This window comes from Enterococcus sp. AAFC-DPL-5146, assembly GCF_058216635.1.
In genome coordinates, this window is record NZ_CM177103.1 from 1,904,161 (window position 1) to 1,928,957 (window position 24,797).

Consider the following 24,797-nt stretch of genomic DNA (forward strand, 5'->3'; position numbering starts at 1 on the left):
TTAGATTGGGAGATATTAGAACTTAAAGTACTTGGTTTGTTTATTGACGACTCTTGACTACTATTCTTTTGACTTTTGCATCCTACTAATACCAATATTACTAATGATACAAAAATGTACCCCCAAATTGTTCTTTTCATCTTATAATCCTCCTACATTTACTCGTTTCACGTCTTGTTCATTTTATGTTTAATATATACTTATGTAAATAAAAAAGTTGAATAAGTCCTGATTTAGAACATTACTTAACTTTTTGCTTCACTCACTTTTTAAACACTTTCAGAAATCTAAATAATTCTATTTGATAAAAATAAACTCTTAATTTTTTTTACAAAATATTGATTTATTTAAATCAACTAATTTGTTATGTTTCTTATTATTTTATAAAGTCCATCTCGATCAATTAAATTGACACCAGTTTTATGAGCTAATTCTTTTGCGGACTTTGTAAAATAGCTGTTGGTAACTACATAAACCTCTGCCAAGTCATAATAGCTTTTTCCTGCATGTGCTTCTTGAACAGCTTTGTTACCAACATTTTTCTTATATCTTTTACATTGATAACCTATTTTTCGATTTTCTTTTTGTGCTAAAACATCAATTCCTTGATCTCCTTGATATTGTGTCACTTTCACTTTTTTATAATCTGATTTCCTCAATACATTAGCAAAGTAATGTTCGAATTTTTCACCTGTCATTAGATCAATATCTTTTAATTCATAGTTTTTGTTTCTTTCGATGAAAAATAAAATGATTTTGTGTAGATAGCTTAAAGCTATAATACCTACTGCTAACCAAATTATTTTATTTTCCACTAAGGGCTTCATCACTTCGAACCAGTCGTTAGTATTCATGATCTCTCCTCTATTTTAATAACAATCAATTTTTGAATTTTATGAGAATAGCTAATTACTCATTATATTTCAACTTTTCCAACTCTACTTTTTCAAAGTGAAAAGAGTCCAAATAATCAATCGGAATAACTTTATTCCCAACTATTCTTGTAGATGTAGTGCCTCTAGCAGCAATTCCAATAACTTCATTATTTTCATTTAAGACTGGTCCACCACTATTACCTTCAAAAATTGTTTCATTAATAATATATAGTTCAACAAAATCTACAACATTTTCCTTTTTTTTATTAAATATACTTTTAGTTAATTTTTCATGATCCACACCAATAATTACTCCAGATGCTTCTATAAAACTGCCATTTTGATGACTTGGAAAACCTAATAATTTAACAGATTTTCCCTTAGATAAAAATTTCGTATTTTTCTCTAGACCAATAATCGATTCATTTGTTGCAAACTTACAAATAGCTATATCTATTTCGAAATTAATTGATTCAATTTCGATTTCTTGTTTTAAAGTATTCTCACCTGTAAATGGATCTATGCAACGCACATTTATAAAAGCATCATATAAATTATAATTTTTACTAGTTTTGATTAATGATTTAAAGACATGAGCACAGGTAATGATTTTACCATTTTTTAATAGAAAGCCAGTCCCCACTTCACTTTTATAGAAATCGACATCTACATCAAAGATATTTATTATTTCCTCATCTGTAATCAGCTTAAATTTTTGCTGCTTGTCAGCAGTTTTCTGCATAGTACGCCTCTTACGTTGGAATGCGAATTCTGATAATAATTGTTCTTTTAACGGATCATATAATTCCTCTACTGGATTCGTTTCCTTTTCAATTTCTTCACAATACGTAAAATACTCTACATCAATCCGATAAATAGAATGCATAAAATCTCGCTCAATTTGAGATAATGGTGAAATATTCTTGATTTTATCTGGTTTTTCAAGTGCATTAAACTTTTGAATAAATTTTTGAACAACTGGATCTGTTTTCCCTTTAATTTGAGCAACGTAATTAATCATTCCGCGAATAACTTCCTCAGGTTCTAGACGGCTATTTCCAGTTCTCTTATCGTGAGGTTTATAATGTTTGTAAAATTTTTCTTTGGCTGCTTTCCTATCTAAAACTTCAAAATTATGCAACATTGCCCGAATAGACAAAACATAATTTCTGTTAACATTAAGTTTTTCATTTACTTTTATTCCCGTTACTACTTGACGCTCTCTACTCGTTTGTAATCTTGTTTTTTTATGATTGAGAATAAAACCCTCTTCTTCTATGATACTTACTAAGTCAGTATCTAATTCAAAGCATTCTTCTTTTTGAATACCAATTTGTTCAGGAATTATACTTCTTTTTGTTGATATTGTAATGTCATCAACATATCTTGTATATATACAATTATAGCGCCTACAAACGTTTCTAAATGATACATCTAAATTACGACATATAATATTAGATAAAACTGGTGATGTTGGAGCTCCTTGAGGCAAACATTCTTTATACGTGCATAACTCTGTTAATACACCACTAACTAAATTATTCTTTTTAAAATAATAACGAAAAACTCCATACACTCTTTTTTGGTGAATGGATGGGAAAAAGTCTTTTAAATCTATATTTAGAATCGTTTTAGACATCAGATGGCTATTAGCATTACTAACAATACTTCGGTCTTTAACAAATCCATGAATTGATGGATTATAATGATAAAGCAATTCTAAACAATATTTTAATTTCCGTTGAAGTATCTTAATATTTTTGCATGGAGAATTTATCTGCCGATAATTATTTTTATCATCATCTTCTTCTATAAACCTCTTTTTCCTAATACTGAAAACTTCATAATATTTCTCTTTATAAATTATCTTCCAAAGTGTCTTTTTAGGAACCTCAAAAAAATTTGCAATATCAGCAAATGTCTCCATAGATTTAAATGCTTTCAAAATTTCTCGATCCTCTTTTTGAAATTGAATGTAAAGCTCCATACTTCTAAAACACTCCCTACAATAGTAAAGAACAGCCAATATTACATGTTTATAAACAAGGGGATATAGGAATACTATACACACCTTTCGAAAACTTTTTCAAAAACAAGTGTTAATCTATACATTTTTATCGAGCAAGAAGATACTTCTTGAAGAGTTTATTGGCTGTTCTTACTAATTATAAAACACAATACATTATTTATCTATACAATTTGCAAAACTATAATTCCTCCAGTTATAAAATAACCTTACTTTTGTTTGATTTTTTCTCTGTTCGCCTTGATTCTCGCGATCAAGTTATTTATACTTAGTGTATAGAATGGAAATAAAAAGCTGAGTAAGTCCTGATTCAGAACATCACTCAACTTTATGATAATTTAATCTTTGGCACCTTTTTGTTTGGCTGGAACCGAGCAGAAATGGTCTTGAAAACAGCAACGACTGTCCGCGCAAGTATGCCAATAGTAAATGAATCACTAGCTTTTTTGTCGTGTCTCTTTTTGAGCTACCACTAGAAAGGATTGCTAGGTTTCTTTAAGGTACTATTGACTTATTCAGGTATTGGACATTGCGCCAATGCCTTTTTTGTTTCTATTCTAGGTCTGATTTTTAGCAATAGTGGTGATAATCAAACGTAACGATGTACAAGTTAAAAAATAGAAAAATAAAAAACGGCACCTTACAACCTGACTGGAATCATGTTGCAAGGCCCCGAATAAACAGCAACGACTGCTTATCCGAGTTGCCGATAGCGCGTACCGAAGTACTCGCATGTTTTATTGTACTTAATTTTGATTGATTTTACTAGTCTCTTTGCTGGATTCTTTCATCTTTTTGGCGATTTCATGTGTTCTTTGGCGAACTATTGCACACGATGAGGCACAGATAGGTCTGATCGTTTTTTATTTTCCTGTTGTTTTTTCAAAAAAATAGGAATGGATGTGTAGTGATGAGTAAAGAACAGAATTTGAAAGCGATACCTTATCAGGATATTTTGGATGTGCGGAGTGAGTTGATCAAGCTTCGATCTTGGCAGAAGTCGTTGGTTTATTTGGATGAGTTTTTTGATGGAAAGGTTACGAGGAATAAGAAGGATATGCGGATGCGGTATTATTCTTGTCAGCAGTTGTATCAGGTTTTTGCTGGGGATTTTGAAGGGGTTTTGAAGGAGAGTGAGGAGATTGTAGCTAGGATGGTTCAGAGAGGAAAAATGTAAACATACACGCACTATTTAGGAATATCGCTATCAAAAAGAATACAAGTCCTATTTTAGTTTTTAAACCTAAATTAAGGACTTGTTTTCATCTATTCATTTTTATAGACTAGAAATAATATAAAGACAAGCTATCTACTTATTCATAATTTTAAATTATAATTTGAAAAGAGTTCTTTTAAATCTGAAACTAAAAATTGATCATATTTCAAATAATCTTGAAAGAGTATTTTCTCTTCACGAGGAGTATAAAATATTTCTCCATATTCTGAAATACATACATCATAACATTCTGTTTTATCATCAGAGATATCATATCTCTTACTACTATATTTTAGCCCGATATCTTTCATTATATCCATTTCTTTCATATATAATTCTCCATAATTTAGTACAATAAACAACATCATGGGATCATTATTAAAATATCGCTCTAATAACTTTTCTAAAGAAATTTCTTTAAAAGTATACTCGATAGTTCCACGGTAGATTTGCATTGTTCCACAATCTTTATGATCTATAATAATTTCATATGTAGGTTCTATTCCATACACTAGACATTCCAAGATACTTTCAGGATTTGTTATGGAGACAACAATCGTGTAGTTGTCGTATTTCTCTTCTAATTCATTAAAAATACAAGTAAAATGTTGTTTCCAAATTTTGTTACCATAAAAAACATTCTTTGCATTGTACAACACTTCTTTTAATTTTGCTAAATGCTTAGATTTGGCATAACCATAAAAGAAAACATAGTTTGTATCGTTTAATCCTACTATGTCTTGTACTAATTTCTTTACTGTATATAATCGGTCTTTAGCAAAAGCTCCTCCACAAACATGGTTCTCCATCTTCCAATCAGAATGCAACATATTCAAAAGTTTCTCTGGATAACCAATCTCAGATGTATCACAATATGATCGGTTGATCACTTCACCTAATATTGCTTGTTCTATTTCTCCTTGTAATTCTTCTCCATCATAATTTTTTTCAATTTCTAATAATTCTTCATATAAATATCCATAATCTATTAAGTCATTTTTACCCTGCTTTTTACAAAATTCTATATAGTTACTAATTGGTACTGTTTGGAAAGCAAGATATATCGCTTTTGGATAGATAACCTGATTATCATCACCTTGATAATTTAGATTTAATAAAATATATTCATTAATACCTAGCTTTTCTAAAAGATAACTTATTATTGATAGTTCATCATCTATACAACGTTTAGCTTCATAGAGAAAAATATGTTGAATTCTTGATATTTTTCTTTGGATAGGATTAGGCACTGATTTTATCTTTCTTTTAGCTATTGGTATAAAATGATTATTGACTTCGATCTCATAACCTTCAACTAGTAAATCAGTCTCTAATACAAATTGAGAAAAAGGAACCAATAATTCATCCCAAGTTGTAGAAATTAAAATAACTCTAATTTCACTTTGCTTAATATATAGATTTCTTTTTAATAGAGCTGAATATTTGAAAATTTCGTGTAGTGCTTGTCGTGCAGCTTGATTACTTCTTTTTATTTCAATAATCACGTAGTTTCCTTGCTTATCTTTAGCTAGTAAATCTATATATCCTTTTGTTCCATCATTATTGGGTAATAAGTATTCTTTTCCAATCAGACTTAGTTCCTCCGATAAAAAGTTTAAATTTCCTGCTAAATAATCCCGAATTTTGGACTCCATTTCCAAACCTCCTTCATAGGTTGAATAAAACTTTCTATACAAAAATAGTATTGAAATTTGATCATTCATTTCAATACTATTTTTATTTTATAAGTTTCCAACATATCCTCTACCTGACACAGCTCTATTCAAGATAAATTGGAAAATTGTTTCTGTCTTATTTTGAAAAACTTCTTTATCATATGAATCTGGTAAAGCTTTATCAAGCACTGTTTCTATTTTATTTTTCACTCGTTGTTTTGGCTGTTCATCTTTAAACCAGTCAACACTCAAAAATTTTCCGTTTTCTTTCATCAATGAATAATACAATTGGGTTGCTGCTGATTTTACTTGTTTTTCTTCTTCTTTTGTTAGTTTTTCTTTCAAAAGTAAATCATATAAAACCAATTCTTCTTCGGAAAGATGTTCTGTTGATGCACGACCATCTTCTTTTTTCAAATCTTTTACAAATTTCTTTAACTCTTCAAAATAATTCTCATTTGCTGTGGCACCTGCATTGTATCCTTGAACTAATTTTTCGTACCTTTGAGCAAAAGAAACTCTTGTTTCATTTTTATTTAGCATTGCTTCTAATTTTTGTTCGATAAAATTTCTCAATTCAACCAATTCAATATTTACATATTCTGATTTCTGAATTTTTGCAATCATGGATTCCACATCTAACTCTGAAAGTGAGATTGTTTTATTATAATCAGCATCTGAATCTTCTTTGATATAAAATAAATTCTCCGAATCCACACTCACATCCAATAACTCTTCAACTTTCACTTGTGCTTCTTCAATTCGTTCATTTTGAATCAAATTTCCCATCAGTTTTGACATGTATTGAACCAGCTTAAAGATACGATTATCCCAACCATATTGGAAAATTTCAGGACAAGATGCATCATAAATATTCTTTAATAAATTCGTATAAATAATAAATTGCGCTTTCTGCTCATCTGTTGCTAGAACAACATTAACTGCAGATTTTATCTTACAAGTTTTTGAAAATACATCTTCAGTATTTACTATTTCCGTCAAATCAATGTTTAACGATGTACAAAAACGAATAATTTCTTCTTGAGTTAAGATAAGCATCTCGATCAACTCATCTACTTGTTTTACTGGCAAGTCTAATTCAGCCTCATGATGAGAACCACCGTAGTCTTTCAGAGCTTTTTTCATATAATGGAAAATATTCACATGATCTACAATCAAGCCGTTTATCTTAATCCCACGTTTATCATCTGAATACACACGATTCGCACGTGCAATGGCTTGCATTAAGGTGTGGCTCTTCATTGGTTTATCTAAATAAAGCGTTGAAACAGAAGGCGCATCAAAGCCTGTTAGCCACATAGCAGTCACAAAAACTAACTGTAAAGGATGATCTGGATCTTTAAATTGTTCTTCAATATCACGTCCTTCGTCATCAACTTGATGATATCTTTTTCTATGTTGCGTAATATCTAAGCCAAACCGTTCGAACTTTTCTTCTTCTCCACTTTCTTCGCTTACCACAACAGCCATTTCGACACTATTCATGAATGTTTTCTCTTTTAATAAAGCTTCTTTTTCTTCCTGAGAATGTGTTTGTTGCAACTCAGAATTAATGGCTCTTATTCTTTTTTTCCAATGCTCTTGCACTTTGTTATACATCATAACTGTCGCATATTTATCGACTGAAATAACCATCCCTTTTCCTAAAAAACCTCTTTTTGGAAAATGTTTCACGATGTATTGAGCAACTTCGTCTAAGCGATCGTCTCGCTTCATTACATTTAAAGAACTACGGTATTTATTCTCTAATTTCTTTCGTTCTTCGTCTGTCAATTCTTCCTTATCAATAATATCCAAAAATTCATCATTTAACAGATCATTATTTAAATTAACTGTAGGCACTTTTTTTGTATAGAATAAAGGAACTGTTGCACCGTCATTAATGGAATCATTAAATGTATATTCACTCACTGGTTTTCCAAAATAATCATAGGTTAATTGTTTACTACCTAACAATGGCGTCCCTGTAAAAGCAATGTATTGCGCATTAGGTATGCCCTTACGCATGTTTTCAGCTAAATTTTTATATTGGGTTCGATGGGCTTCATCTACAATCACAATAATATCTTTTCGTTCAGAAAGTAGAGGAAAATCTTTATATTTATCGTACCTAAATTTTTGTATCGTAGTGAAAATCATCGAGATATTACTTTTAAGTAATTCTCTAAGTTGCAAACCACTTTTTGGTTTAACCATGTTTGTATCTTCAACCACACCTGTACGGACAAAATTTTTGATTAACTGCGAATCTAGATCATTGCGATCTGTCACAAGTAAAAAGGTATAGTTTCCTGCGAATTTCCGTCTTATTTTACGAACATACATAACCATGGAAAAGCTTTTACCACTGCCTTGTGTATGCCAAAATACCCCTAATTTTCCATTTCTAGCTTCTCGATTATCAAAAGCTTCAATCGCATGATTGACACCTAAAAACTGATGATTTTTTGCAACTATTTTCGTATCTTTATTTAAATACAAAATAAAGTTTTCAATATAATCTAATAATTTGGTCTTTGGCATAAGTCCTTTAAGTAAATATTGAATAGACAGCTCTTCATCATGAATTTTTGTTCGATCAATCACTTCTTTTTCATCCTTGATTTTAAGCCATTCGAAATAATGAGAGAAGGTCGAGTTATAGCTACCAGCCTTCGTAATATGCCCATTTGAAATAATACATAACTGATTGAAGAAAAATAATTGCGGAATATCCTTTTTCTGATCCATCAGATTTTTTGAATACCCTAATTGGACATTTTCACTTGGTTTCTTTAACTCAATCCAAACTAAAGGAAGTCCATTGATATACACGATAATATCCGGTCGACGGTACCCAATCTCACCAGCAATCCAAACTTGTCGAGCGGCAATAAAAGAATTATTTTCAGGATGCTCAAAATCAATTAGCTTTAATGTTTCAATCTGTTCCTCATCATTAAGAGAGAATTTTATATTAATCCCATTAATTAAAGACTGATAATACTCATAATTTTTATCTTTTAATAACCTAGAATTTAAAGAATCATCCTTGATAATTGCTTGTACTTCCTCAACAATGAGTGCATCTGGAATTGAAGGATTTAGTTGACGAGCGTATTCTAAAAGAACATCAGGTAAAACGACTTGTTTTTTTGTCTGTCGATGTGTTCCGTCCTTAAGAGAAGAATTTGTTTTTGTGTAAGCATTCAACAGTGAATAACCTAAATCTTCAAATTCTTCCATAATGCGCAATTCTAAATCATCTTCCGTGATAAAATCAACCATTTTTAGACCTCCTTTAGTTCAAGTTTCTCTTTTTTTACTCTAGTTCAATTTCTCCTGAGAGAAGTTTTGGGAGTAGGGTGTCTCTAAGTTCTTTTAGGGAATCAATTTCACTTCTTTTATTTGCAATCAATTCAAAAATACTCGTTACAGACTCATGAAACTTCGTTATTACTTCAAATGATGGATTTACAAACTTGTAACTTTCAAAATCTTTTTTAGAAATGTTGATATACACACTTCCTGAGCCTGTATTCGCAAAATATTTAAACATTTCTTCTAGTAACAAAAATACAAATTCTTGATAACGATTATCTTTAACTCTTGATATACCTGCTCCTCTACCAACTGCATATTCTTGCTGAACAATTGTTGGATTTCCAATAGTTGCACGAACTCCAAAAATAATATCGGCTTCTTTTGTCACTTTTTTAGGTTCAGTAGTATACTTTTTAGGGTTAACAAAACCATTCTTAAAATCACTCGCACCATTAATTAGTGGTAAGCCCATATCCTCATTATTATATGATGTTCCTTTTGGTGATTGTCCCATAATAATTTCTGTAATATTCTTTAATGAGCTTACTTCCCAGCCTTCTGGAATTTCACCCAGTTCACTTTCAATCATTTTCCCGCCACTTGAATTGTATGGATTTCCATTTTTATCTGGAAATTCAAAATCAATGAACCAATGGTTGAAAAGTGTAGTTGCTGTTTCTTCTAAAGTGTTTATAATTTGATTGTTGAGTTCGATTTTTGAATCTATGATAGTTAAAATATATGCATTTTTTTTTTGTATATTTAGCGATGGTAAATCTATTTCTAAATTGTAAATATTTTTAGAATTAATATTTGCTTGATTCGCACTACCTGAAGAACCTAATGCCAATTTATACTGAATTTCATATTGAGATATCCAAAAGTAAAAAAAATCTGTATCAATAATATCTGATCTTTTAACCACTAATTTACCAACTCGCTGATTCATTAATAAATCCCCATGAGTTTTAACTCTGCCTACTTTTCCAACCGCTGAAGACATTTGATCTGCTTTTGATCCAGTCATTGAAATTAAAATATCATTATATTTTAAAATCCATCTATTATACTTGTCAATCAATTCAAATGATATTCTATTAGTATTTTCAGTATCTACTTTAGGTGGAACAATATTTTTTATTTTAATTACAGGAATGCCCACCTCTGAAAAATCATGACTTTTAAATGCAAATCCAGATATCACTTCTATTAATTCTCCTAATTTATACTTCATACCCTATTCCTCCTAGGGCATTACGAATGTCCTTTTCCAATTCATTTGATTGTTGAAATTGTTCCGATAATTGCTTTGTTAACTTGTGCATCTTCTCTTCGAATGGCTCTTCATCTGCTTCTATCTCTTCCACACCAACATATAATCCTGGGGATAAGCTCCAATCTTTTGATTCAATGCTATTTTCTCCATGAATAGGAACAACACTACATAATCCTGCTATTTCCTGATACACTCCTTCTGGAAATTGTTCATTAACCCAGTTTAGTTGTTTTTGCCAATACTCTTTTTGGTCATCATTTAAGTCAATATTTTCTTGATACCAGCTTTTGAGTTCTTCATATTCTTGGGTATTGCCTTCATACAACCTTGTAATCAAAGCAAGATTTTTGATATGTACTTCATCAAATTTACGATGTGCACGATCTACCTGTGTATATAATTCTTTTTTATCAGCATTAATAAACAAAACTTCTTCATGTTTCTTTGATTTATCAAAGAACCAAAGAGTTGCTGGCAAAGTAACTGTATTAAACATATTTGAAGGTAACACAACAATTTGTGAGAGGTGACCACTTTCTAATAAACGTTTGCGAATTTCTTTTTGTCCACCATCTCCTGCTGTGGAAGCTCCATTTGGCATAACTAATGCTGCTTTTCCATCTTTTTTCAATGCAGTAGCAAATTGATTAATCCATAAGTAATTGGCATTAGGGACTTTCTCAATTTCATCATTTTTACTAGAATTTCTTGGAATGCCATATTCATTAAATCTTTTTTGATCACGTACGCGCTCGTATTCAACACCTCTTACATTAAACGGAGGATTGGCAAAAACATAATCAAACTTCTCATAGCTAATGTGTGGGTCTTCATAAAATGAATTGGCTTGGAAAATATCTCCGTTCATGTTATGAAGCAATAAGTTTAATTGAGCTAATTTTACAGTTGCCGGTTCTTTTTCAACACCGTGGGCTCTTAAAGCATTTGGGCCATTAGCCATGTTTTTTCGCATAAAGAGCCGATTGAACAAACATTCCTCCTGAGCCACATGCAGGATCTAATATTCTACCTTTTTTTGGTTGAACAACTTCTACCATATACTGAACTACTGATGCTGGAGTATAAAAGACACCTCCACCTTGTCCTTCTGCCATGGCAAATTTTCCCAGAAAGAACTCATAGATTTCTCCAAAAATATCAACTGAGCCTTCTGTTGGAATATCTTTGAAATTCTTCAGCAAATTTTTTAAATTCGTTGCTGGTATTTCTTTGTATTTTTCTTTGGGTAATGCTCCCTCTACAGAAGATGCGTATCTTTCCATTTCTGTCATTGCATTCACAATTGCTGGTGCGATAACATCTTCTTTTTCTGGAAGATTTAATAAATAATCATACCTTGCGTCATCTGGCACATAAATTCCTGCTAATTCAAGAGCAATTTCACTTTTATTTGCTGAAATACGTGTACTTTTTTGTCTTTTTTCAAATTCTTCTTCAATAGATTTTTCAAATTTTTTATATTTAGCGTCAGCAAAACGCAAAAAAATTAGCCCTAAAATAGGTTCAGCATAATCATGAGCACTTAAATTAGAGTTGGCACGCATATCAATCGCCGTCGTCCAAAGATCGTCTTTCAGTTTTTTTAATTCTTTATCATTCAATTTTAGTTGCCCCTTTATCTATAAAAATATGTTTAATTATTTATATACCTAGTCAAGTAAATTATATATGAAAGCAATGTAAAAGTATACTTTTCAGTGTATTTGATGCTATCTTTTACCTGTTTCGATGTAATTTATTCTGTATATCTAAATGAATAAAAAAGCCATTCTCAACATTTTAAAGAATGACTTATTCCTATATCCAATTAATTCAATATCATTATGCAGATTCACATTAAATATTTACAGAAGTGAGCTTATTTCTTTATCAATAACTCATAAGGTTTTACTTCTAATGCAAGAGCGATCTTTTCAATGTTATCAATCGAAACATTACGTTTCCCTCGTTCAATATCAGAAATATAAGTACGATGTAATTTACAAGCGTAGGCAAGTCCCTCTTGGGATAATTTTTTATTTTGCCGAATTGCTTTAACATTATTTGCAAAAATAATTTTTAATGAAGTCATAATACTCGTTCCCTTTCTTTTATTGACTATGTTATATCTACATGATATAATTTTTGTATACTTTAAGTCTACAGATTATAAGTTACATTTCTTTTAACATTTAAATAAAAAAATGCTTTAATATTTAGCGCCAACTAAATATTAAAGTAAGGATGGATAGCGTACACTATCAACAAAAAAACTTTTTCCTAATTAACGAATAGGTTTATTTACAATGCTTTTCTGTTGTAGCAAACCTTAAACATACATAGGTAAAAAGCGGTGTTGGAGTGTATCCAATGCCGCTTTTTATTTTCATATTGAAAGATAGTAGATAAATTTAGAATTAAAGTAATTAAAAAGTGGCCCTTCAAAGTTTAGCGCCAACCAAACGATGAAGACTTGTATGAACAGCGTACACTAGACATACAAGTTGCCACAAATACTGATGCATTGCATCAGCAACTCTTATTTTACCTAAAAATAATTGAATTATCTACTACTTTCTTTATTTATAGGTAAAAAAGTAAAATCGAAAAGGGAGGAATTATTATGAACGAAGAAAAAGTGAAGATTATGATGACACCAAACAAGCAACCTATCAAACAAGTCTCCTACCAAGACATGTATGCTATGAAAGATACTCTGGAACAACTTGAATCATGGACAGATATTTTAATGGTAGTAGATAAACACTTTGCCAACAGAAAACTACCACTAGACAAGAAAAAAATTGCAAAAGATTACTACTCCATATCTCAAATTTTCGGTTCATTTATGGATGATTTTTCAACCTGTATTGACCGATTAGAAACACAACTTGACCAATTAATGAAAAAAGAAAAAGTGAAAATCTCTCAATGATTCAATTATTATTTTATGAGTTCTTCGAACATTGACAGATTTAGCTAATAAAAGAAGCCAACAGCTATGTTAAATCTACATAATAGCTGTTGGCTTCTTTTATTGCATTAATACATGTAAAATATCATTTTATTCATTTCACACAATTAGGTAAGATAATCCTTTGTTCTATCCATATCACTTCATGTCGAGCCTTCCAACACTGCTTTAATCCAATGATTCAAGAGTCAGATTACAAATTATAACTTTAATCAACAGCTCTTTTCAATTCATCAATCTCTAATGGTGAAAGAACCGTTGAAAGATTTGCATGACCTGCAAGTCTTTTCTTTGATTCCAAAGGTAATTGTTGCATGATGCTTAATAAAGTACGACTGCCAAAATAACTTTTTTCAATTTTTGCATTTTCTAACAATAAAAAAAACAGCTTAATCAATAAATCTTTTTTCTCTCTATTTTTTTGTTTTTTAAGACTATCAGGAAGTGAATGAATGTTTACCTTCCCTTTATAATCAGAAATGTTTCTTTCAAATACCCGTAAAACCTTTTCTCCTTTAAATAATACAGTGCTGTCTTCCTCTAAATAATAAAGAATGTCTCTTCCAAAATCACCTTCCTTATCATGCAACATTACTTCTAGAAGCCACTTCTCTTCATACTCAAACTCAAATTCACTTTGAAAAATAAGAAAGAGCATCCAAGAAAAATTGATTTTATTCCAATTTATCTCCATTTCTTCATCACTGGGGTTTATCTTAGATAGAGCAAGCAAGAACAGATTATTTTGATTCACATTATTCACATAGCCTTTTTTCAGTAATTCTTGACCTATAAGCTTAAATTTATCTAAATCCCCTTGCTTGAATCCGCTTATTGAAAAAGAATAGCCTTGGAAAGTATTGATCGTAACATTTTCTAAATCTACTGAATTGTCAACTGTTGTCAAAGCCCCCTGTGTAAATTCTCTAAATTGATTGAAATTAACTTTAGATGCAATCTCTTTAATTACACCACATTTAGACTTGTCCTTTTTGTTTAGTAATATCAGTATATTCAAATACCTTCCTAACTCAGTATTAATAAAATCATCAAGTTCAATTAATTCAGGTCTCTCTTTATTTGTATACACATAATTATAATTAAGATTATTAACGTTCACTTGAAATAGCTTTTCAAACGCTTTATGTTCAAATTCGTTTTTAGAAATCAACTCTTCAAAGAAGAATTTTTCTTCCCAACTAAAGCTATCAAAATCGAATTTTTCTAAAAATATACTTAAAGCTTTTTCTTTCAAATCAGAGTTATAATCATCCATTAAAACCTTGAGAAAAAGTCTATCAAATTTTGGATATAGAAGTGACCCCTTATCAATAATTATTTTTTCTATTTTTTGCGAAACTACATCATCTTTTTTCAATACATTTAACAAATAATTAGACGTTTCTTTGTTTATCTTTTCAGAATAGAAGTCTTCTCTCTGTGAAAATGACTCATCTTGACTACCTAATAAAATCTCCAAGATTGATTCTTCATTTTCTTTGAGAATCTGACTACTGTCTATAAATGAACGAGGATGAACAATGCTAGCAGGTCCTGATTCAATCGCATTTTCATAAATTTCAAGAACATCCTCTCCTATTTCTGTTTTATGATTTCTTGCAAATTCATTTAGCTCAGTTCCAAAAATAGTATCAGTAAAATCAATTTTAGCTATTAACTTGTTAACAACAGTATTAGGTAATTTCTTTTCATTATCAATATTAACTAGCATTCGTTGAAATAGACGCGTTTCCAATAAGGGTTCAGGGAAATTCTCTAAAATAAACGTATCTTCGAACAATAATTTTTCATCTAAAAGGGAATTATATATAATTTTTATTAACCCATCCATTGAAACAATTTCATTAAATGACCAATAAAGATATATTCCTTCGTCTTTTAGTGACTCAATAATTGGCATAATCAATTCACTTCTAAGATTAATTTTAAGACTTTGTTCACCGTAAAAAATATTCCTATGATGTGCGTTCTCTTGTTGAAATTGTTCACTTAACCAATATCCCATCAAATCTGAATCACTTGAAAAAGATGTATTAACTAACGATTGTTTTTGTGCCAGATGTCTTCTTATTTCATTAATATCTTCTTTTGAAATATTATCTGAGGTCGGAAGTTGTTCATATACTTCAAAAAGATCTTGGCAGTAAATATTTAGTTTTTCATCCTTAAAAATTTCAATAATTATTTTGAGTTGTTCAGTGTCAATATCATTAAAATTTTTACTTACCATATTCCAAAAACTACTGATATTACTAATTTTTTTCAATAAAATTTGACTACATAGTGTAATTTTTAAAATCTTTTTTTGTAAATCGATATCATCCGTTTTAAAAATATCGAATAGATATCGTTCATCTTCTGAATATTTTTCAAGTGTTTTCTGATAAATTTCATTATCGGTTGATATACTATGAAGTATCGCCCAATCCTCACTTGACTTAGACACTTCTAATTTTTTCTGAACAGCACTTACCATTTTCTCTACTTCTTTTGGCAAATCATCATAATCATCACCATACCAAAAAATGGTTGTACGATTATTTTTTTGATAGGTTTGATTATAAAGGTTTCTAAACTCTGCAGATTCCTTCCGCTCTGCTTTCATCATAGCAAAATTTTTAGATGTTGCTGGTAATAAGGATAAAATCTCTTCTTCTTCCATACTACTTCCAAGAAATAAAACAATAGGTTGTTTCTTTTCAAACCATGTTCTTAAATTCTGAAATTCCTGTGTCTCTTTTAAATATTGCCGAGAATAATCCAATGATGAATTAACAAAATAATGCCCTTCTCCTTCAGTTGTACCATGCAAATGCAAAATATCGCCTGATATTAGTCTATTGCTCCAACTGGTGAATTCATGTAGATTATTTATAGATTTAAATGCATCTTTCTGCTTGATACGTTTCAAATGTTTCTCAATTTCAAAATCATAATTTGACGTTATAAAGATTGGATCTAATTTTATCAATTCAACCAACACACTGTTTTCTAAATAATCTGGTACGACCTCTTTAAAAAAATATTTTTCAAAATTAAGCTTTACATCGTCAAAGTCTTCTCCCAAAATATCGTGCAACAAAGTATGTAATAAATCAATCTTTCTTTTGGGTCCATTATTTGATCTCAAGATTTCATCAAACTGCGAAAGTAATTTACTGGTTACTTGTACCTTTCCCCCCGCAACATGTTGTATATTGAATTGCCAAAAATGAATTAATTTTTCAATGTACCCATTCCAATTAGGATAGCCTTGTGAAAGTGAAATACCTGCTCCTATAAAAACAACCAGATTAAAGTTTTTTACTGCTCCTGCTAATGAATCAACTAACTCATTAAATTCGTTTTCTGTATAATAGTTGCTCATAATAATCTCCCGTCTTACTGCAATAATTTAGTTATCGGCATCTTTGGGTGTGATTGCTAAATATTATTTATTTAATTTCTTCAATAATCCTAACACTTTTTCTTGCAGTACACATAATTATCTCTATTATACCAAACATTCTATTTCACAACATATCTTCACCCAAGGCCAATTTACAAATTCATCAAGATAGTAAAAGATTTGTTCTAAAAAATGCCTATTGGTGCTAGTATTGCTTCTACTTTTATTTTCAGATATCAAAAAAGCTAGGGATACTTATATGACAGCGTTCATAGCTTCTATTTTGTTATTAACTAACTGACCCTTCCATTTAAAATACTAGTTTTATATAGTTTATGATAAGATAACTTAGCCTTGCTATTACAAGGTTTCGGCTCAAATTGATTAATGTAACTACACAAACAGACAAATGCACAGACGCCAATATACATAATCATAATTCATTAATTCTCATTAGCATGGGGCGCTATACATAATTTGTGATTGTTGGCGGAAAAGTAGACAATATATCAATAAGATCATTTTCCGTAATAATTACATAATGATCTACATCAGCACAAAAACCAGCACTCTCTTTTTTTATCCACTCAACATATTCTGATTTTTCTACTTTATATAAAGGATTGCCAATGAAATTTTCCCTATACTTTTGAATGCTTTCAATTTCATTATATGTTTGTATCCGTCTTCCTTCATCAGTAATTCGTAAAGAATCAACAAAACCGAAAGTGATCTTCATATTATTTTTTTCTCCCATTAGCTTTATAACCGTTCCTTCAGAATTTTGTACTACTTCAGAAATTTCATAATTATCTATTGGTACATCCGTTCGATTATATTCACGCCACTTTTCTAACATATTCATACACCTTCATTCCCATTTTCATTAAGTATACTAACATTACACAAAATATGAATACTTAACGTTATATATGTAAAAACCAGAAATCTTGTTAATTTAAGATTTCTGGTTTTTTCTATTTAAATTCTGTACTATTTTTATTGGCAAAACTGTTGATAAAGGTTACTTAACATCAATAATTTCTACTCGCTCAGCTAAAACCCATCCATTCATTCCATACGAAGAATATAAAACCTGATAGGTCAAATGATCTTTTCTTATTTCTTCTTCTAGTTCTTCCAATGAATCATACCGCATTGGCCATACATTTTTTTTCCCTTGAATCAATAATTCTTTATTTTCAATAAAAAATTTATCTAAAGCTCTTTCCTCCAGGTCTAAAATAATACTGTAAGGCATTTCATCATAAAATTTGTAACATAAAAAGTTATGGAATATAATTTGTTTTTCTTTCTCATCATCAGAAATATTAATAGCTATATCCTTATTTTCAAAATTTACAAAATAGCTTTTTATTTCATAGTCATGTACCATATTCATTTTCACCATTCTCCTTTTTGTCTAGGTGGTCTTTTATTCCAATCCCACTTATGCCTATGTGGAAATTCATGTGTTCCATCGTCAGGGTGATTGTAGTCTATATCTTCAATTGGCAGACCATCTGGCCCATAGTATCTCCTTTGTTTTACTGAACCATCATCATTTAATAGGTCAGAAGATGAGTTTGGATCACCTTCTTTATCCAGATTTCTTTTCTCAGAATCAAAGACTTTATGTTTCTTAGCAGGTTTACCTTTTTCACGACTCTTATCTAATTCCACAACCTCATCTACCGCATTGATTGAAGGAGCATTATTTATTTGATCCACAATAGATTGTCCTACTTTTACTACTCCAGTACCTTTTTTAATAGCATCCGCTATTTTTCCAGCCTTACCTAGATTTCCTAATATACCACCCATTCCAGGAGCAAGGGGCATTTCATTTCTCATTATTTTTATTTGTTGGATTCTGTACTGATCTTCATTTAAAGAATCCTTACATATTTCCAATTGTGCATATAGTTCTGGATATTTATCTGGTGAAACAATTTTACCATTTTTCATTAGATACCAATGACCTAATTCATTCTTAACGATTTCATACCCATCTAATTGACCAATTGCTTGTTTTACTAGTGCATCTTTCACTTGTTGTTTCATTTTTTCACGTTGCTTCCAACGTGTATGAATGGGTTTTGCCCACGTCATGTCTAAACGTTTCAAATCAAAAGTACCTGTTGCTGGATTCCATACTTTAGAGTTGGCCACCTGTGCCAAACCTGTGTTGAATTCTTGCTGACTCGCTTCATAATCTGAAAAAAAACTTGCGGATTGACCATCGTAGGCATGAAACTTTTCTAATTTCTCTCGACGTTTATCAATACTTTCACAGGCATTGATATATCTCCGTTCCAAATCTGGTCGTGGTGTTTTAGCAGTACTCATTTGGTGATCTAAACGCTGCTTTAACTGCTCAAATTGATTGATTTCTTCTAGAATCAACTCTTCGTCCGTATCGATCCCACTAACTGTTCCTTGATATTCACTAAGAAACTTTCTATGGGCATTTTCCAACGCTTCACCTGTCATTATAGCAGATTGACATAGCGGTGTATAAGCGACCATGAAATAATTTTTCGCTGAATCATAGGCTTTGCTAGATAGTGGCGCAGATAAAAAGAGTTGGATACTTGCTTGTAACGATGCAATTGCCTGATTTGCTTGATTGGTCAATTGAGAAGCTTGTGATGATCTTGCCTGTGCTTCACTCACGTAAAATTTAAGCCCCATTTTCTTTTTTCTCCAGCTTCTTCCAAAAAGCTTGTTGCTCTGCCTTTAGATTTTCTTCTTGATCAAACAACATCCGTTCGTCCTTTTTTAGCTGAACGAGTTGTTCATCAAATTCTCGTTGGGCTTTTTTAGCAAGATGAAGACCCTCATCTCCTCTTTCTTCAAAAAAAGCTCGCTCTTCTGCTTCGCAATTACCTAAGACAAAATCATAGACCGCCTGTTCTTGTCGTTGTAGCTGGAAAAATTCTTCTTGTTGCTCTTCTATGTACCGTTGCTCTTTTCTAATCTCTAACTGATCCTCTTGAAGTTGTTCCAAACGAATTCTAAACTGATAATTTTTTTGATCAAATTCTTGTTGTTTCTGAATCTCACTCATGAAAAACCTCCTGGAAGGTTAAATTTTGTTAATTGAGCAATATTCTGATCGATTCGTTCAAACTCTTTCGCAATAGAATGAATGTTATCACCAGCTGAAACAACACTGGTAGATAATGCTGCTAATCCTTGTTGGTAGTTATTGAGTGATTGTACAGCTGGGGCGTTTCCTGAAACATTGGTGCTAGAAGCCGATACAGAAACACTTATACTATTTAATGCGCTAGCAGACTGACTAAAAGAAGCCGAAATACCACTAGCAATACTTGAATTACTATTAATAGACATTTCATTCTCCTTAATTGTCATATTGTCTATTTTAGTTTATCATATACTAGATAAATTATAAATATGAAAAATAGATTAAAAAGAAACTATACATGAATACTTATATATAAATAAAGAAATTATAACTAATCATGCTCATAAACTATTAAATGAGTGAAAACACAAACCTTCTCATAATTCAACTAAAACTAAAAAACTAGGAACACTGTTATATCAGCATTCCTAGCATATTTCAAAGGGTTAACCCACAGACCCTTCCATCTCATAACTAATCAATCGATTCAACTCAACCGCATACTCCATCGGCAATTCCTTCGTAAACGGCTCCACAAATCCCATAACGATCATCTCAGTCGCTTCAACTTCAGTCAAGCCACGACTCATCAAGTAATAAAGCTGCTCTTCCGAAATCTTCGAAACCTTCGCTTCATGCTCCAACGCCACTTGACTGTTATGAATCTCATTAAACGGAATCGTATCAGATTTCGATTTATCATCCATAATGATCGTATCACACTCAATATGTGAAATCGAGCCAGCACTATCTTTTCCAAACGTTACTTGACCACGGTAATTCACTTCACCGCCGTCTTTCGCAATTGATTTAGAAACGATTGAACTTGAAGTGTTTGGTGCGTTATGAATCATTTTCGCACCTGTATCTTGAATTTGGTTTTCCCCAGCAAATGCAATTGAAAGCATTGTACCGCGAGCTCCTTTTCCATCTAGATAAACACTTGGGTATTTCATCGTTGTTTTGGCACCTAAATTACCATCGATCCACTCAACTGTGGCACCTTCGTAAGCTTTGGCACGTTTTGTTACCAAATTATAAACGTTATCTGACCAGTTTTGGATGGTTGTATAACGTGTATACGCATCTTTATGGGTAAAGATCTCAACGATCGCTGCGTGTAAGCTATTGCTTGTATACGTAGGTGCTGTACAGCCTTCTACGTAGTGAACACTCGCACCTTCATCAACGATAATTAACGTACGTTCAAATTGTCCTGTGTTTTCCGCATTGATTCGGAAGTATGTTTGTAATGGTACATCCACACGAACCCCTTTTGGCACATAGATAAACGTTCCACCAGACCAAACCGCTGAGTTTAGTGCGGCTAATTTGTTATCTGTTGGTGGGACTAATTTTGCAAAGTATTTTTTGAATATGTCTGGATATTCTTTCAACGCTGAATCTGTATCTGTAAAGATGATTCCTAATTTTTGGAATTCTTCCTTCATATTGTGGTAAACCACTTCTGATTCATATTGCGCTGAAGCTCCAGCTAGATACGCACGTTCTGCTTCTGGAATTCCAATTCTTTCAAAGGTTTCTTTGATTTTATCTGGTACATCATCCCAGTCACGAGCGGGTTTGTCGCTAGCTCTTTGGAAATATTTGATTTTTTCAAAATCGATATCAGATAAATCAGGTCCCCATTCTTGCATGGCCATTTTGTTGAATTGTTCCAATGATTTCAAACGGAACTCTAACATCCATTCTGGTTCTTCTTTCTTACGTGAAATTTCTCTAACGACTTCCTCTGTTAGTCCATTTCCCGTACTGAAAATTGGTTTCACATCATCATGAAAACCAAATTGATATTCTTCTAACTCAGGTACAGTACTCAAATTATCTCACGTCCTTTTCTTGATTCCTTACCGAATCAACCTACTTATTATTATTCGCAGTGTAATTGTCCTGCGGTTCCTTGTCCGTCATTTTCGACTGCTTGTTCTAATGCTTTCCAAGCAAGTGTTGCACATTTGATCCGTGCTGGGAATTTTGCCACGCCACTAAGCATCGCTGCATCGCCTAATTTTTCTTCTTCTGGTACATCATTTCCTTGCACCAACTGAGAAAAATCTTCTGCCAACTGTTCTGCTTCTGCTAATGTCTTCCCAATCACCGCATCAGTCATCATACTGGCACTCGCCGTACTAATCGAACAACCACTGCCACTAAACGCAATATCTTTAATAACATTGTCTTGAATAGCCACTTGCAATTCGATCACATCGCCACAAGTCGGGTTATTCATTTCGATTTTCTTGCTTGATTCTGCCAACGTCCCATGGTGATGAGGATGACTAGAATGATCTAGTATCACTTGACGGTATAAATTATCTAGTTTAGATAGAGCCATGTTGGAAAAACTCCTTTGTCGCTAAAATTGCTTCGATCAATCGATCTGCATCTGCTTTGGTATTATAGAGATAGAAACTTGCACGAGCCGTCGCTGGAACATTTAAATACTTCAGTAATGGTTGCGCACAATGATGTCCTGCACGAACTGCCACACCTTCCATATCTAAAGCCGTCGCTGTATCATGTGGATGTAATCCATCTAAATTAAACGCCAAAACGCCTGTATGATGGGCTGGATCTTGAGGTCCGTAAACTGTCAGACCTTCGATCGCCAATAGTTTTGGTAACACGTAAGCCACTAATTCCGCTTCATGTTGATGAATTTCTTCTAAACCAATCTCCGTTAGAAAATCGATTGCCGCACCTAAAGCGATCGCTCCAGCAATATTTGGTGTTCCTGCCTCAAATTTCCACGGCAGTTCTTTCCAAGTGCTATCATACAAATTCACGAAATCGATCATTTCACCACCAAATTCTACGGGTTCCATTTGATCTAGTAATTCACGTTTTCCATATAATACACCAATTCCAGTTGGACCACACATTTTATGCCCACTGAATGCGTAAAAATCAGCATCGATTGCTTGAACATCCACTGGCATATGTGGAACAGCTTGTGCACCATCGACTACTAGCACAGCTCCGTGACTATGGGCTAATTCAGCTAGTTCTTTAACTGGATTAATCACGCCTAAGACGTTGGACACATGAGCGATTGAAACAATCTTGGTTTTATCCGTGATTTTTTTTTTCGCACTTTCCATATCTAAAAATCCGTCTGCTGTGATCTCGATATATTTTAAAGTTGCACCCTTACGCTCAGCTAATTGTTGCCAAGGAATGATATTGGAGTGATGCTCCATATAGGAAATCACGATTTCATCCCCTGCTTCAACAGCTAAATCACCGTAGCTTTTTGCAACCCAATTTAAACTAGTCGTTGTGCCTCGTGTAAATAGCGTTTCGGCTGTTTCTTTGGCATTGATAAAGGCTCTGACTTTTTCACGGGCATCTTCGTAATCTTTTGTCGCACGTTCTGCCAACGTATGCACACCACGGTGGACATTGGCGTTATCATGTTCGTAATAATAAGTCAGTTTATCTAAAACTGCTTTAGGTTTTTGAGTTGTTGCTGCATTATCCAGATAAACAAGCGGCTCGTCATTTACTTCTTGAAACAAGATGGGAAACTGCTGCCGAATCTTATCTGCGTTTATCATGCATTCAACTTCCCTTCGATTACGTCTACAAATTCTTTTTGCACATCTTTAACAGGAATCGCTGTAATCACTGAACCTAAGAACCCACGAATAACCAAACGTTCTGCATCATCTTTACGTAAACCACGGCTCATTAAGTAGTACATTTCTTCTGGATCAACACGACCAACACTGGCTGCATGTCCTGCGGTTACTTCATTTTCATCGATCAATAAAATCGGGTTAGCATCGCCACGGGCTTTGTCAGAAAGCATTAAGACACGACTTTCTTGTTGCGCATCTGCCCCTTTAGCTCCTTTTAAGATATGACCGATTCCATTGAATGTTAATGTTCCACGTTCACGGATAACACCGTGTTGTAGAATATGACCGACTGAGTGAGAAGCTTTATTCGTTACACGAGTATCGATCCCTTGTGTCTGTTTGCCGGCACTGATTGCCACAACTTTAACTTCTGAATGAGAGCCTTCTCCCACTAAATCAGAATCAAAATCAGCAACCACGTCACCATCATTCATCACGCCAAGCGCCCAATCAATAGAAGCATCACGCATGATATGACCACGACGGTTCATATAAGTTGAAACGTTTTCGCCTAATTGATCCACAGCTGAATATTTCACTTTTGAACCAGCTTTGGCAATCACTTCAACCACGATATTCGCAGACACTTTGACTTTTTGCTCGCCAATTGTTTGGAATCGTTCTAAATAGCTAAACTCACTATGTTCGTCTGCTACGATTAATACATGTTTGAAAAATGATTCTTCACTTGCTGAATCTTGAATAAAGATTGCTTCGATTGGTTCTTCGATGACAACATTTTTTGGTACATATAAGAACACACCACTATTCATAAAGGCAGTATGGAAGGCTGTTAATTTATCTTCATCCATTTCAACCGCTTTGTTCATATAATATTCTTTGACTAAATCACCATGTTCTTGCAACGCTGTGAACATATCAGTGAAAATCACACCTTGATCGGCTAATTTCGCTGAAAGTTGTTCAAATGCTGTGATTGACCCTTGTTGCACGATTACTGGATTGTCTTTCATTGCATCAAAGCTTGGGATGTTCATTGTTTCAGGTATATACTCTTCAGTATTCACATTAAATAAATGCCAACGGTGAAATTTCACACGTTCGATCTTTGGTAATTCTAAGTTTCCAGCTTTTTCTAAAGCCGCTACACGTAAGTCAGTCATCCAAGTAGGTTCCGCGTTGCGGGCTGAAAAAGCGTTGATGTCGTCAAGATAATTCGCTGTTGTTATTTCCTTCATTTATCTTGT

At 32.5% G+C, this 24,797-nt stretch carries 20 protein-coding genes; 2 read left to right on the forward strand and 18 right to left on the reverse strand.

Annotated elements, in window-relative coordinates; translation table 11 throughout:
- Positions 1-356: 356 nt before the first annotated feature.
- Positions 357-854: a restriction endonuclease gene (locus AC4BB2_RS08700; RefSeq protein ID WP_490472550.1), complete on the reverse strand. Its 498-nt coding sequence runs from the start codon at positions 852-854 to the stop codon at positions 357-359.
- Positions 855-909: 55 nt separating this feature from the next.
- The gene (locus tag AC4BB2_RS08705; protein WP_490472551.1) at positions 910-2,862 is read right to left on the reverse strand and encodes a reverse transcriptase domain-containing protein; all 1,953 of its coding nucleotides are present in this window, start codon (positions 2,860-2,862) and stop codon (positions 910-912) included.
- Between the two features lie 949 nt (positions 2,863-3,811).
- On the opposite strand from AC4BB2_RS08705, the gene AC4BB2_RS08710 reads away from it, so the two are divergent.
- Positions 3,812-4,078 carry a hypothetical protein gene (locus tag AC4BB2_RS08710; RefSeq protein WP_490472552.1) on the forward strand — a complete coding sequence of 89 codons (267 nt, stop codon included), beginning with the start codon at positions 3,812-3,814 and terminating at the stop codon, positions 4,076-4,078.
- A gap of 140 nt (positions 4,079-4,218) precedes the next feature.
- Here AC4BB2_RS08710 and AC4BB2_RS08715 read toward each other — a convergent pair whose 3' ends face one another.
- The 6 genes from AC4BB2_RS08715 to AC4BB2_RS08740 all read right to left on the reverse strand — a co-directional run bounded on the left by AC4BB2_RS08715 (position 4,219) and on the right by AC4BB2_RS08740 (position 12,485).
- Positions 4,219-5,772, reverse strand: a complete 1,554-nt coding sequence (locus AC4BB2_RS08715; RefSeq protein WP_490472553.1) for an endonuclease NucS domain-containing protein — start codon at positions 5,770-5,772, stop codon at positions 4,219-4,221.
- Between the two features lie 87 nt (positions 5,773-5,859).
- Positions 5,860-9,081, reverse strand: coding sequence for a type I restriction endonuclease subunit R (locus tag AC4BB2_RS08720; RefSeq protein ID WP_490472554.1), 3,222 nt, complete (start codon positions 9,079-9,081; stop codon positions 5,860-5,862).
- Between the two features lie 34 nt (positions 9,082-9,115).
- Complete coding sequence (locus AC4BB2_RS08725; protein ID WP_490472555.1) at positions 9,116-10,351, reverse strand: restriction endonuclease subunit S; 1,236 nt, start codon at positions 10,349-10,351, stop codon at positions 9,116-9,118.
- The gene (locus tag AC4BB2_RS08730) at positions 10,341-11,354 is read right to left on the reverse strand and encodes an HsdM family class I SAM-dependent methyltransferase (protein ID WP_490472556.1); all 1,014 of its coding nucleotides are present in this window, start codon (positions 11,352-11,354) and stop codon (positions 10,341-10,343) included. Before AC4BB2_RS08730 ends, AC4BB2_RS08725 begins: the two co-directional genes overlap by 11 nt.
- The gene (locus AC4BB2_RS08735; protein WP_490472557.1) at positions 11,347-12,015 is read right to left on the reverse strand and encodes a class I SAM-dependent DNA methyltransferase; all 669 of its coding nucleotides are present in this window, start codon (positions 12,013-12,015) and stop codon (positions 11,347-11,349) included. Before AC4BB2_RS08735 ends, AC4BB2_RS08730 begins: the two co-directional genes overlap by 8 nt.
- Before the next feature lie 257 nt (positions 12,016-12,272).
- Complete coding sequence (locus tag AC4BB2_RS08740; RefSeq protein ID WP_490472558.1) at positions 12,273-12,485, reverse strand: helix-turn-helix domain-containing protein; 213 nt, start codon at positions 12,483-12,485, stop codon at positions 12,273-12,275.
- 531 nt (positions 12,486-13,016) lie between these two features.
- Between AC4BB2_RS08740 and AC4BB2_RS08745 the strand changes: the two genes are divergently transcribed.
- Positions 13,017-13,328, forward strand: a complete 312-nt coding sequence (locus tag AC4BB2_RS08745) for a hypothetical protein (RefSeq protein ID WP_490472559.1) — start codon at positions 13,017-13,019, stop codon at positions 13,326-13,328.
- A gap of 247 nt (positions 13,329-13,575) precedes the next feature.
- On the opposite strand, the gene AC4BB2_RS08750 is transcribed toward AC4BB2_RS08745, so the two are convergent.
- The 10 genes from AC4BB2_RS08750 to sufD form a co-directional block, all read right to left on the reverse strand.
- Positions 13,576-16,755: an SIR2 family protein gene (locus tag AC4BB2_RS08750; protein WP_490472560.1), complete on the reverse strand. Its 3,180-nt coding sequence runs from the start codon at positions 16,753-16,755 to the stop codon at positions 13,576-13,578.
- A gap of 487 nt (positions 16,756-17,242) precedes the next feature.
- Entirely contained in the window at positions 17,243-17,635 is a 393-nt protein-coding gene (locus AC4BB2_RS08755) for a hypothetical protein (protein ID WP_490472561.1), read from the reverse strand.
- Positions 17,636-17,800: 165 nt separating this feature from the next.
- Positions 17,801-18,178 carry a hypothetical protein gene (locus AC4BB2_RS08760; protein ID WP_490472562.1) on the reverse strand — a complete coding sequence of 126 codons (378 nt, stop codon included), beginning with the start codon at positions 18,176-18,178 and terminating at the stop codon, positions 17,801-17,803.
- Between the two features lie 2 nt (positions 18,179-18,180).
- The gene (locus tag AC4BB2_RS08765) at positions 18,181-19,470 is read right to left on the reverse strand and encodes a T7SS effector LXG polymorphic toxin (RefSeq protein WP_490472563.1); all 1,290 of its coding nucleotides are present in this window, start codon (positions 19,468-19,470) and stop codon (positions 18,181-18,183) included.
- Complete coding sequence (locus AC4BB2_RS08770) at positions 19,460-19,846, reverse strand: hypothetical protein (protein ID WP_490472564.1); 387 nt, start codon at positions 19,844-19,846, stop codon at positions 19,460-19,462. The genes AC4BB2_RS08765 and AC4BB2_RS08770 overlap by 11 nt, the downstream gene beginning before the upstream one ends.
- Complete coding sequence (locus AC4BB2_RS08775) at positions 19,843-20,133, reverse strand: TIGR04197 family type VII secretion effector (protein ID WP_490472565.1); 291 nt, start codon at positions 20,131-20,133, stop codon at positions 19,843-19,845. Before AC4BB2_RS08775 ends, AC4BB2_RS08770 begins: the two co-directional genes overlap by 4 nt.
- A 240-nt stretch (positions 20,134-20,373) precedes the next feature.
- Positions 20,374-21,768: a Fe-S cluster assembly protein SufB gene (gene sufB, locus AC4BB2_RS08780; protein ID WP_010772886.1), complete on the reverse strand. Its 1,395-nt coding sequence runs from the start codon at positions 21,766-21,768 to the stop codon at positions 20,374-20,376.
- 50 nt (positions 21,769-21,818) lie between these two features.
- Positions 21,819-22,283, reverse strand: a complete 465-nt coding sequence (gene sufU, locus AC4BB2_RS08785; RefSeq protein ID WP_490472566.1) for a Fe-S cluster assembly sulfur transfer protein SufU — start codon at positions 22,281-22,283, stop codon at positions 21,819-21,821.
- Entirely contained in the window at positions 22,270-23,505 is a 1,236-nt protein-coding gene (locus AC4BB2_RS08790; protein WP_490472567.1) for a cysteine desulfurase, read from the reverse strand. The genes sufU and AC4BB2_RS08790 overlap by 14 nt, the downstream gene beginning before the upstream one ends.
- Positions 23,502-24,788: a Fe-S cluster assembly protein SufD gene (gene sufD, locus AC4BB2_RS08795; RefSeq protein WP_490472568.1), complete on the reverse strand. Its 1,287-nt coding sequence runs from the start codon at positions 24,786-24,788 to the stop codon at positions 23,502-23,504. Before sufD ends, AC4BB2_RS08790 begins: the two co-directional genes overlap by 4 nt.
- Positions 24,789-24,797 lie beyond the last annotated feature (9 nt).

Excerpts from the sequence above, each read along its gene's own strand:
- AC4BB2_RS08720 (WP_490472554.1), bottom strand. The coding sequence starts at position 9,081 with ATGGTTGATTTTATCACGGAAGATGATTTAGAATTGCGCATTATGGAA.
- AC4BB2_RS08760 (WP_490472562.1), bottom strand. The coding sequence starts at position 18,178 with ATGAATATGGTACATGACTATGAAATAAAAAGCTATTTTGTAAATTTT.
- AC4BB2_RS08745 (WP_490472559.1), top strand. The coding sequence starts at position 13,017 with ATGAACGAAGAAAAAGTGAAGATTATGATGACACCAAACAAGCAACCT.
- AC4BB2_RS08700 (WP_490472550.1), bottom strand. The coding sequence starts at position 854 with ATGAATACTAACGACTGGTTCGAAGTGATGAAGCCCTTAGTGGAAAAT.
- AC4BB2_RS08775 (WP_490472565.1), bottom strand. The coding sequence starts at position 20,133 with ATGTCTATTAATAGTAATTCAAGTATTGCTAGTGGTATTTCGGCTTCT.
- AC4BB2_RS08730 (WP_490472556.1), bottom strand. The coding sequence starts at position 11,354 with ATGGCTAATGGCCCAAATGCTTTAAGAGCCCACGGTGTTGAAAAAGAA.
- sufU (WP_490472566.1), bottom strand. The coding sequence starts at position 22,283 with ATGGCTCTATCTAAACTAGATAATTTATACCGTCAAGTGATACTAGAT.
- AC4BB2_RS08755 (WP_490472561.1), bottom strand. The coding sequence starts at position 17,635 with ATGTTAGAAAAGTGGCGTGAATATAATCGAACGGATGTACCAATAGAT.
- AC4BB2_RS08740 (WP_490472558.1), bottom strand. The coding sequence starts at position 12,485 with ATGACTTCATTAAAAATTATTTTTGCAAATAATGTTAAAGCAATTCGG.
- AC4BB2_RS08715 (WP_490472553.1), bottom strand. The coding sequence starts at position 5,772 with ATGGAGTCCAAAATTCGGGATTATTTAGCAGGAAATTTAAACTTTTTA.
- AC4BB2_RS08750 (WP_490472560.1), bottom strand. The coding sequence starts at position 16,755 with ATGAGCAACTATTATACAGAAAACGAATTTAATGAGTTAGTTGATTCA.
- AC4BB2_RS08770 (WP_490472564.1), bottom strand. The coding sequence starts at position 19,846 with ATGAGTGAGATTCAGAAACAACAAGAATTTGATCAAAAAAATTATCAG.
- AC4BB2_RS08725 (WP_490472555.1), bottom strand. The coding sequence starts at position 10,351 with ATGAAGTATAAATTAGGAGAATTAATAGAAGTGATATCTGGATTTGCA.
- AC4BB2_RS08765 (WP_490472563.1), bottom strand. The coding sequence starts at position 19,470 with ATGGGGCTTAAATTTTACGTGAGTGAAGCACAGGCAAGATCATCACAA.
- AC4BB2_RS08790 (WP_490472567.1), bottom strand. The coding sequence starts at position 23,505 with ATGATAAACGCAGATAAGATTCGGCAGCAGTTTCCCATCTTGTTTCAA.
- sufD (WP_490472568.1), bottom strand. The coding sequence starts at position 24,788 with ATGAAGGAAATAACAACAGCGAATTATCTTGACGACATCAACGCTTTT.
- AC4BB2_RS08710 (WP_490472552.1), top strand. The coding sequence starts at position 3,812 with ATGAGTAAAGAACAGAATTTGAAAGCGATACCTTATCAGGATATTTTG.
- AC4BB2_RS08705 (WP_490472551.1), bottom strand. The coding sequence starts at position 2,862 with ATGGAGCTTTACATTCAATTTCAAAAAGAGGATCGAGAAATTTTGAAA.